General features: G+C 54.3%; 1 protein-coding gene. It reads left to right on the forward strand.

The features are described from left to right. On the forward strand, positions 1–547 hold a 547-nt coding region (locus NW820_RS13435), incomplete at both ends, for a transposase (RefSeq protein ID WP_414407780.1).

The following is a 547-nucleotide window of genomic DNA, read 5'->3' on the forward strand; positions in this document are numbered from 1 at the left end:
CGAGACAGCGCAACCGTCCAGTTAAAGAGTTCAAGCGTAGGTTCGTTACCTACGACGCACGTATCTTTTCATTCCGCGAGAAAGACTGGACGGTGTCGCTGACCACGGTTGAAGGGAGAGAACGCTTTGAGCTAGCCATTGGCAACTACCAGAGGGGAATGCTGGCTGGCTCTAACCCCAAATCGGCCACCCTAGTCCAGCGGAAGGACGGCTCCTACTACATCCAGATTTGCGTAGAGGAAAAGCCACCCAAGCAACAAGATACCGACAAGGTGATCGGGGTGGATTTGGGAAGGATAGATATCGCTCATACCTCAGAGGGGAAGAACTGGAATGGACAGCAGTTGAACCGAGTCCGAGACCATCACTCGCGGTTGAGGGCGGTACTCCAACGCAAAGCCAGTAAGGGCACCCGCAGTTCGCGGCGCAGATGCCGTCAACTGCTGCAACGGCTGTCTGGCAAGGAGAGACGCTTTCAAGTGTGGGTCAATCATCGCATCTCTAAAGCTATTGTCTCTAGGGCAAAAGCTACCAACAGCGCTATCGC

The organism is Synechococcus sp. R55.7, assembly GCF_047461955.1.
Taxonomy (GTDB): Bacteria; Cyanobacteriota; Cyanobacteriia; order Thermostichales; family Thermostichaceae; genus Thermostichus.